The sequence below is a fragment of the Stenotrophomonas sp. 2YAF22 genome (assembly GCF_052114665.1).
GTDB lineage: Bacteria > Pseudomonadota > Gammaproteobacteria > Xanthomonadales > Xanthomonadaceae > Stenotrophomonas > Stenotrophomonas indicatrix.
This window is the reverse complement of the sequence record NZ_JBFRFE010000079.1, coordinates 1-10,234: the sequence shown is the minus strand read 5'-3', so window position 1 is coordinate 10,234 and position 10,234 is coordinate 1. Positions and strand designations below refer to the sequence as shown.

Annotated in this window: 3 protein-coding genes and 2 pseudogenes; all 5 read left to right on the top strand. The window is 63.0% G+C overall.

The window, feature by feature from the left end:
- Positions 1–672, top strand: a pseudogene (locus AB4Y84_RS05230) (TonB-dependent receptor); the annotation flags it as partial.
- A 191-nt stretch (positions 673–863) separates the two neighbouring features.
- Entirely contained in the window at positions 864–2,885 is a 2,022-nt protein-coding gene (locus AB4Y84_RS05225; RefSeq protein ID WP_025876108.1) for an alpha/beta hydrolase family protein, read from the top strand.
- 182 nt (positions 2,886–3,067) lie between these two features.
- Positions 3,068–5,953: a TonB-dependent receptor domain-containing protein gene (locus AB4Y84_RS05220; RefSeq protein ID WP_428705142.1), complete on the top strand. Its 2,886-nt coding sequence runs from the start codon at positions 3,068–3,070 to the stop codon at positions 5,951–5,953.
- A gap of 462 nt (positions 5,954–6,415) precedes the next feature.
- Positions 6,416–9,406: a TonB-dependent receptor domain-containing protein gene (locus AB4Y84_RS05215; protein ID WP_363732381.1), complete on the top strand. Its 2,991-nt coding sequence runs from the start codon at positions 6,416–6,418 to the stop codon at positions 9,404–9,406.
- A gap of 190 nt (positions 9,407–9,596) precedes the next feature.
- Positions 9,597–10,234 (top strand): annotated as a pseudogene (locus AB4Y84_RS05210) (peptidase); the annotation flags it as partial.

The following is a 10,234-nucleotide window of genomic DNA, read 5'->3' as shown; positions in this document are numbered from 1 at the left end:
TACTGCCGCAACGGCCAGACCAACAACACCTCGGCCAGCTGCCAGAACGTCAGCGACTGGATCACCCGCGACGCCTCCGGCGTACTCGATGAGATCTATACGCCGAAGATGAACGTGGCCAGCCAGAACCTGCAGGCGCTGACGGCCAGCTTCAAGTACGTACAGGACATCGGCCGCTTCGGTTCGCTGCAGTTCTCCGGCAACTACACCGACATGCTCAAGCGCGAACTGCAACCGCAGCCGGGCGATGAGTACCTGGACCTGCTGCGCGACCCGTATGCGATGTGGGTGTACGACTCGTACGCCAAGGTGCGCGCCGACGGTTCGATCGGCTGGGCCAAGGACAAGTGGACCACCACCCTGTATGCCAACTACATCGGCAAGACGCCGAACTACATGGCCTACCTGGGCAATGGCTACGACTACGTCCACAGCTCCGGCTACAAGGCCGGCAAGTGGGGTTCGTACACCACCTACAACCTGAGCGTGAACTATCGGGCGATGGACAACCTGACCCTGTCGCTGATGGTCAACAACGTGTTCAACAAGATGCCTGACAACCAGCGGTACAGCTTCGCCGGCACCAGCGGCCAGCCGTACAACAACTACCTGTACAACGCTTATGGCCGTGCCATCTACGTGCAGGCCAAGTACGAGTTCGGCAACAACTGATCCGTCGACGTCGTTTCCTGCAGCAGAAGACCCCGCTCCGGCGGGGTCTTCTGCTTTGGGTGGCACCGGTGCGGTAAGGGAGGGCGGAGCGGCGGCGGCACTGCCAAGGAAGGTCATCGATCTGCTACCTTTCGACCTTGTTCACAATCCAGTCAGCTTCAGCCGATCAACGCGCAGCAAAAGGACAAGACATGCACGTGATTTCCGCTCGCACCCTGTGCGGTGCCCTCTCCATGGCCCTGGCCGGCGCCACGGCACACGCCGCTCCCATCCCGATCGAAGACCTGGCACGCATGCCAGCGTTGCAGTCGGTCTCGATGAGTCCGGACGGCAAGCATCTGGTCGCGTTGATCCCCTCTCCGGGCAACCCGGAAGAAACTGCGCTGGCCAGCTGGGATACCGACGCAATGGGAGGTGCCCCGAAGGTGGTTACGCCCTCGGGCGACCGGATGAAGTTCATTGCCGTGGGCGCTCTCAAGTCCGACCAGATCCTGGCGGTCGGCCGCCAGGAGTGGACCGGGCAGCTTGGGGGGTGTGGCGAGGGCAGCGTATCGGGTGCGACCAAGACATTCGTGGTCAAGACCTACCTGACCGACCAGAGCCAGAAGACCTTCAACGAAGCATTCGCCGACAACACGCGCAAGCTGGGCGTGAGCGAACAGACCCAGCGCTGCCTGGAACTGGGTGGCAGCGCATCGCTGGTCAACATGCTGCCGCTGGATCCGGACCGGGTCATCATCCGCCAGCTCAGCGAGATAACGCTGACCGCCAATTACTACCTGTACAACCTCAAGACCAAGGAAACCGAACTGCTGTTCCGCGGCGGCACCCGCGCCCAGCCTGCGTTGTTCGACCCGCGCAGCGGCAAGGTGCTCGCCAAGAGCCAGATCGAACCGGTCAGCGGCGATTACGACCAGCAGATTCAGATCCTTGATCCGAGCTCCGGGCAGTTCGTACTGCAGAAGCCGCTGCTGACACGCCTGTCCAACCGGCATACGGTCGAGTTGGCTGGTGTGGACGATGCCACCGGCAAGTACTACGTCCTGACCGACCTCTTCTCGGACAAGGTGCAGGCACATCTGTACGACGCCAAGGCGCAGAAGTTCGATCCCGAACCGGTGCTGGCCAATCCAAACTTCTCCATCGCAAGCCTTGTCTTCAGCACCCAGCCGAGCACCTTCAATCAAGTGGTCGGATTCACCATCGATGGCCCTTCGCAACAGACGGTCTACGTCGACCCGACGCTGAAATCGATCCAGGACACGCTGAAGCAAGCTGCGCCGGGAAGGCAGATCGAGATCAGCCGCTACAACGATGATTTCTCGAGGATCCTGTTCCGCGCTACCGGTCCGGATGCACCGCCCTCCCATTTCCTGCTGCTGGATCGGAAAAAGGTGGTGAGCCTGGGCAGCGAGCGTCCGTGGATCAGCAAGGGCACGGTGGGCGAACAACGCTGGGTGAACTACAAGGCACGCGACGGACGGGTCATTCCTGCCATCCTGGATCTCCCTGCGGGCTGGAAGGAAGGCGATGCCGCAGCGCCGGCCATTGTCCATCCACACGGCGGCCCCTGGGCGCGTGACTACGTGCAATGGGATGCCTCCGGCTGGGTCGCGCTGCTGACGTCTCGCGGATATGCCGTGCTTCGCCCGCAGTACCGTGGCTCCTCTGGCCTGGGCCGGGACCTGTGGATTGCCGGCGACCGCGAATGGGGCCAGAAGATGTCCGACGACAATGATGACGGTGCGGCGTGGCTGGTGTCGCAGGGTTTCGCTGCGAAGGACCGCATCGCGATCTTCGGCTACTCCTACGGCGGCTTCGCTGCTGCCGCAGCCACCGTTCGCCCAGGCAGCCCGTATCAGTGCGCGATTGCCGGCGCTCCGGTCACCGATCTCGCACGCTTGGGCACCAGCTGGAGCGACAACCGCCTGCAGCGCATCCTGCAAGGGCAGACGGTCAAGGGCATGGATCCGATGCGCAACACCGCCAGCGCCAACATTCCGGTGATGCTGTTCGTGGGTGACCGCGATGTGCGTACACCCTCTTTCCACGCCCAGGGCTTCTACGAAGCGGTGAAGGACAAGGTGCCTGCGCAGTACCACCTGATTGCCGACCAGCAGCACAGCATGCCGTGGTACCCACGCCAGCAGCGGGAAACGCTGGGCCTCATCGAAGGCTTCCTGAAGAAGGATTGCGGCCCGGGCGGCCTCTGACCCCTAGATCGTGTCGCTGAGCGCCCCCGCCTGGCATCCGCCAGCGGGGGCGTTTCGCATCCACACGATGAATTTCCCTTAAACATCAAAGCATTACAGGCACGCTTCGTTCATCTTGCATTTACTTTACGGCAAACATACACTCCGTTAACCGAAGCGTAACAAATAGGGAAATTACCGAAATGCGCAACGTCATTCGCCTCTCCAAGCCGAGCCGCGTCCCGCTGACCTTGGCGGTTCTGGCCTGTCTACATGTCGCTCCTGCCTTTGCCCAGGAAACACCACAGCAGGAAGCTGCTTCGTCAAGTACCACCCCCGCATCCAAGCGCGCCACCGAACTTGACACCGTCGTCGTCACCGGTTCGCTGATCAAGCGTCCGGAGTACGAGACCACGTCGCCGGTGCAGGTCATCTCGATCGACAAGGCGATCTCTGCCGGTCAGTTCGATACCGCCGACTTCCTGCAGACGTCTTCGATCGCTGCAGGCTCCACGCAGATGAACAACCAGTTCGGCGGCTTCGTCGTCGAAGGCGGCACCGGTGTGCAGACGGTCTCGCTGCGTGGTCTGGGCGCGAACCGCACGCTGATCCTGCTCGACGGCCAGCGTCCCGGCCCGGCCGGTACCCGTGGCCAGGTCGCCGCGTTCGATCTGAACGTCATTCCGCAGGCCATCCTGCAGCGGCTGGAAATCGTCAAGGACGGCTCCTCCTCCATCTACGGCTCCGATGCGCTTGCCGGCGTGGTCAACCTGATCACCAAGAAGAGCATCGACCGTCCGGAGATGACCTACTCCATGAGCGTGCCGCAGCATGGGGGCGGCGAGCAGTTCTCTGCCTCGATCGCCAACGGCTGGAACTTCGATAAGGGCAGTGTCGTGGCGGCCGCGCAGTGGGACCGTCTGAACGCACTGACCGTGGGTGATCGCGATTACTTCCGCTGCGCCGAAGACATGGTCTGGGGCACTGACGGCAAGCGGATCGACCGTGAGGATCGCTCGATCCTGGCCGGCAGCAACCTGGCAGGCTGCAGCACCGGCAACCTGTACGCCAATACCATCATCAACTACAACAACCCGGCAATCCGCTACGTGCCCTCGCCCGATGGCAGCACGGTGGGCCCGTTCCCGGGCTATCGTCCACGCCCGCGCCCGACTCCGACCTACGCCAACGGCGGCACCGCGTACTACCAGGATGTCCTGAACTTCCCGTTCTACCACGACCAGGAAGTGATCAATCAGCGTGAGCGTGCCTCGTTGTACGCCGCCACTGACTTCAGCTTCGACAGTTTCAACTGGAAGACGCAGTTCCTGTACAACCGCCGTGAGACCAAGGCGCACAGTTGGCGCCAGTTCTACCCGACGGTCTACAGCGAGGCCGCCGATGACTACTTCCAGGTCATCATGCCGTTCCCGAGTGACCAGAAGATCACGGTCGACTACTTCTACGGCACCACCAAGTTCGATGGCCAGTTCAAGTCGACCGACAGCTGGACCTGGGAAGTCAACGCTGGCTTCAGCCGCTCCACCGGCAAGTACGGCACGCTGTCGATCGATGTCGACCGCGCCGGCGACCTCGTCTATACCGACGACGACATGCCGGTGAACTACTTCGATCCGGGCTTCCTCAACGGCACCCGCATGAATGAGCTGATTGCCGCCGTGGGCCAGTACCACACCGGCAAGACCACTTACGATCAGACCAGTGCCAACGCGATCTTCAGCGGCAACCTGTTCACCCTGCCCGCCGGCGATGTCGCCTCGGCATTCGGTGTCGAGTTCCGCAAGTACAAGATCGATGACACGCCGTCGGATTTCGCACTCGCGGACCGCGCCTGGAACTCCACCTCTGCCGGCCCGACCCGTGGCACCGACAAGGTCAAGGAAGCGTTCGCCGAAGTCGACGTACCGCTGCTGAAGGGCATCCCGGGCATTGAATCGTTGTCGGTCAACCTGTCCGGCCGCGTGTTCGAATACGACTCGGTGCCGGGCTCGGATCACGTCTGGAAGACCGGCGTGAACTGGCAGATCATCCCGTCACTGCGCGTGCGCGGCACCATGGGTACCTCGTTCCGTGCGCCGGGCCTGTACGAGCTGTACCTGGGCGATCAGACCGGCTTCCTGCCGCAGACCCAGATCGACCCCTGCATCCAGTGGGGCGACAGCAACAACACCTTCATCCGTGCCAACTGCGGAGCGGCCGGCATTCCGGACACCTATACCGGCGGCGGCGGCACTAGCGCCACCATCTATTCCGGTGGCGGCGGCAAGAACAACCTGCAGCCGGAAACGTCCAAGGCCAAGACCCTTGGCCTGGTCTGGAGCCCGACCTTCGCCAACCTCAACGTGGCGCTGGATTACTTCGACTATGACGTGCGCGGTGAAATCACTCAGCTCGACGAGTACGACATCGTGTTCGGCTGCTACGGCTCGGCGGTGTTCCCCAACGCATTCTGTGACCAGATTGTGCGCAACAGCCCGACCAACGCGTCGGCGCCGAACAACATCACCACGATCTACAACAAATACGTGAATATCAACCGCGAGCGCACCCGCGGCTACGACCTCCAGGTCAACTACGACAACGACTTCTCCTTCGGCAAGATTTCCGCTGAAGCGCAGGTCACCTACACCATCGAAGATACGTACCAGCTGTTCGACTCGGCTTCTGACAGTGGTATCACCACCTCCGACCAGGTCGGCTACATCGGCCGGCCGAAGACCGTCGGCCTGGCCAGCGTCAGCCTGGAACGGGGTGACTGGACGTTCAACTGGCAGGGCACGTACGTCAGCAGCACCCAGAACAAGGACCTGGACCGGAACTTCACCTATTCCGGCTACCAGAACGCGACCCGCGACATCAAGGCCGGCTGGCAGTTCCGCCACAGTGTCTCTGTCGGCTACGACATGGATGACTGGAACATCATGGTCGGCGTGCGCAACCTGTTCGACAAGGAGCCGGACCTGATCTCCAACACCGCCGGCACCCGTTATGGCAACACGCCGTTGTACGCATCCCAGTACGACTGGTACGGCCGCACGTTCTTCGCGCGCGTGTCCTACAAGTTCTGATCGCAGCATTGCAGCACATGAAAAGGGCGGCTCCGGCCGCCCTTTTCTTTTGCCTGCGGCAAGCGGGCGGCGCACCGTGACCGCCGATCACCGCCAGCGCTGACACCACGCCCCGCGGCACACAAATGGCTCCTGAATGCGCTGACCGCCCACCACTCCCCGTCGCCACGCAGGAGGCAAGCGATGTACTTGCGAGACACCTTTTTGCGCAAAGCGCGGCTTAACAGGCCATTCACATGTGGCCCATGCCGCCAGACTCGGCACATCACAAATGAGACTAAGCATCTGTATTTGTTGCAATTTCATGTACGCCGTTGACATTCCGGGTGACAAAGTGTGACGAAACCATGCATTTCCCGTTAAGTGCGTGTTAGGTTCGATCAAGGTCAGGACAAACCATGAACATGACCGTAACAACCGCAGGGATGCGGACGATCTTCATCCACTAGGGGGATTCACCACATGACGCACTACCGCACGCCCGGTCGCCACCCGCTGACCAACGCTCTGCTCGCCGGCCTGATGATGGCTGCCGCGGCCCCAGCTCTGGCCCAGGAGGCCAGCTCCGGCAGCAACCCGATCGACCTGGACCGCGTCAGCGTGACCGGCTCGCGCATCGCGCGTACCGGCTTCGTGACCCCCTCGCCGGTCACCGCCATCACTGCCGAAGAAATCCGCGCCACCGGCGCCAACAACATCGGCGACCTGATGGCGCGCCTGCCGGCGCTGAGCCCGACCTATACGCTGGGTAATTCCACCCGCTTCATCGGCACCGCCGGCGTCGGCCTGATGGACCTGCGCGGCATGGGCACCTCGCGTACGCTGGTTCTGGTCAATGGCCGCCGCCATGTCGGCGCCACCTCCGGCTCCTCGGCGGTGGACGTCAACACGATCCCGGTCGAGTGGATCGAACGCGTTGAAGTGATCACCGGTGGTGCATCGGCCGTGTACGGCGCCGATGCAGTGGCCGGCGTCGTCAACTTCATCATGAAGAAGTCGTTCGACGGCGCCGAAGTGCGCGCTCAGACCGGCATGGCCAGTGAAGGCGGCTTCAACCGTTCCTTCATCAGCGCCTCGGCAGGTACCGATTTCGCCAATGGCCGCGGCAGCGCGGCGATCGCCCTGGAATACAGCAAGCAGGACCGCTTTGTCCGCAGCGACCGCGCGATCGGCAACGAATTCCTGGTGTCGGTGCCGAACCCGAACTACGACCCGACCAAGCCCTCCAACGAAAGCAATCCGCAGACCGTCCTCAGCGGCCCGGGTGGCAACCATTCGATCTCCTTCGGCGGCACCTTCACACTGGGTGCGTTCTCGCCCACCAACAAGGCGACCTGGGGCAACCGTTACCAGTTCAACCCGGACGGCACCTACCGCCCGCAGCGCTATGACGGCGTGATGCCGAGCACCACCAGCTGCGTCAACTGCGACTTCGCCGACCTCAATTCGGTGGCCGATCTGCAGCCCGGCTTCGACCGCAAGAGCGTCAATACAGTCGTCAACTTCGATCTGACCGACAACCATCGCCTGTATTTCGAAGGCAAGTACACCGAGACCGTGTCGGACTTCCTAGCCCAGCCGTCGTTCGACCAGACCCTGCGCATCCAGCGCGACAATGCCTACGTTTCGCCGCAGCTGCGCGCCCTGATGGCCGCCAACGGCGCCAGCCAGTTGACCCTGAGCCGCTTCAACGTCGATGCCGGCCAGCGTGGCGAGCACGTGGAGCGCAACACCCAGCGCTTCGTGCTTGGCGTCGAGGGCAACCTGACCGAGAACTGGACCTACGACGTGTACGGCAACTGGGGCCAGAGCGAGGTCAAGCGCTGGAACCTCAACAACCGCATCAACGAGCGTTGGCAGGCAGGCTTGGACACCGTGGTCGATCCGTCCACCGGCCAGATCGTCTGCCGCACCACGCTGAACCCGAACGCGACCAACCCCAACAACGGCAACCGCGTGTATTCGCAGTTCGCACGCGAGGGCTGCGTACCGTTCTCCGTATTCGGCAACGGTGCAGTGACCCAGGCTGCGCGTGACTGGATGAACGTCAAGTCGTTCAACTATTCGCGCCTGCAGCAGTCGGTGTTCAGCGCCTCGCTGGCCAACGCCTCGCTGTTCAGCCTGCCGGCCGGCGACGTCGGCGTGGCCGGTGGCGTGGAATACCGCCGCGAGAAGAGCCGCGAAATCACCGATCCGCTGGCAGCGCAGGGCCTGACCTTCCTCAACGCGATCCCCAACCGGATGGGCAAGTACGACGTACGCGAAGCATTCGTCGAAGCCACTGTGCCGTTGCTGGCCGACATCCCGGGCATCTACAACCTGACCATGGACGCTGCCGGTCGCTGGTCCGACTACAGCAGCATCGGCAAGACCACCACCTGGAAGGTCGGCCTGGACTGGACCATCATCCCGTCCCTGCGCGCCCGCGGCACCCTGTCGCAGGCGGTGCGCGCACCAAGCATTGGTGAACTGTACAACCCGCAGAGCGAGAACTTCGCCACCGTCAACGATCCCTGCAACTACCTGGCCACCAATTCCAACCGTCCCAACACCGCAGCTGATCCGGCTCTGCGCCAGGCCAACTGCTCGGCGCTGGGCGTGCCGGTGGGCTGGGTCGACACCTACACCGCAACGCGCCCGGGTGTCAGCGGCGGCAACCCGAATCTGAAGCCGGAGCGTGCGCGCAGCTTCACCTATGGGCTGGTCTGGCAGCCTGATTTCCTGCAGGGCTTCGGCATGTCCGTGGACTACTGGTGGATCAGTCTGAAGGACGCCATCGGTGCTGTGACTGCACAGACCAATGCCACCCGTTGCGTGGATTCTCCGGGCGGCATCAACAACAGCTTCTGCGGCTTCATCGAGCGCGCACCGGTCGGTGGCAAGACCGATGCCGGCGGCCGGACCTTCCCGGAACATTCGATCAGCCGTTGGGTTGCGCTGAACGAAAACCTGGCTCGTTCGCGTCGCGTCGGCGTCGACCTGGAAATGGACTACCGTTTCAAGCTGGCCGAGGGTGACACGGTGATCCGCCTGGTCGGTACCCGCCTGCTGCAGTCGCGTGAATGGGCCTTCCAGGACTTCCCGACCGAGTACGACGAGAACGTTACCTGGGTGACCGACCCGCGCTGGCGCGGTTCGCTGCAGACCAAGTACTCGCTGGGTCAGTGGCGTGCGTCGTGGGACCTGAACTACGTGAGCAGCAACCTGCGCGTGCAGCCCAAGAGCTACCAGGCCAACCCGGGCCAGACCAGCCCGATCCGCAACGGCTCGTACGTCTACCACAACTTCCAGTTCGGCTACCGCTTCCCGGGCGACAAGATCGACGTCTACCTGGGCGTGGACAACGCTTTCGACAAGGATCCGCCGGTGAACTACTTCGGCTCCGACGTCGGTTCGGCGATGTACGACAACATCGGTCGCTACATGTACATGGGCGCTACCTACAAGTTCTGATCCAGCAACACATGCAGTAACCCGACAGACCCGGCTTTTGCCGGGTCTGTCTTTTTCCGGTACCGGCAAGGCCCCCTTGCGCCCGGCCATGACCTTCGACACCCTTGCAGTGCGGGCCGGCGGCGTATCGTTCGGCCCACGGCCGTTCCCCCGGCCCTTCCCTGACTCACTCGGCCTGGAGGCCATTCAAGTGACCCGTACTCCCAAGATCGTGCTGCTGACCCTGGCCGTTTCGGCCGCGCTGGTCGGCTGCGGCAAGAACGAAACCCCGGCAAAGGATGCCACCGCCTCCACGCCGGCCGCGGCCGACGCCGCCACCACCTACAAGCTCGACGAGAGCAAGCTGCCGGCCTACAACGCCTTCCAGGCCAGCGATCTGGACAGCAACCTTGACGCCTGCACCGCCTTCGGCGACTACGTCAACGGCAAGTGGCTGGCCGCCAACGAGATTCCGGGCGACCGCACCAGCTGGGGCGCCTTCACCATCCTCGACGAGCGTTCGGTGGCCGTGCAGCACCAGCTGGCCGAGCAGGTCGCGCAGGTCAAGAATCCGGCCGGCATCGAGAAGATCGTCGGCGACCTGTGGGCCACCGGCATGGACGAAGCCAAGGTCAACGCCCAGGGCATCGAGCCGCTGAAGGCCGATCTGGCTGCGATCGACGGCCTGCAGGACAAGGCGGCCATCGCCAACTACCTGCGCACCAGCGCCGCCAAGGGCGAGAACGTGCTGTTCGGCTTCGGCGCCGAAGCCGACTTCAAGAACTCGGCCGTGAACATGGCCTATGCCAGCCAGGGCGGCCTGGGTCTGCCGGACAAGACCTTCTATAC

What these genes read in the sequence shown, in the direction of transcription:
- AB4Y84_RS05225 (WP_025876108.1), top strand. Translation starts at nt 864, where the DNA reads ATGCACGTGATTTCCGCTCGCACCCTGTGCGGTGCCCTCTCCATGGCC.
- AB4Y84_RS05220 (WP_428705142.1), top strand. Translation starts at nt 3,068, where the DNA reads ATGCGCAACGTCATTCGCCTCTCCAAGCCGAGCCGCGTCCCGCTGACC.
- AB4Y84_RS05215 (WP_363732381.1), top strand. Translation starts at nt 6,416, where the DNA reads ATGACGCACTACCGCACGCCCGGTCGCCACCCGCTGACCAACGCTCTG.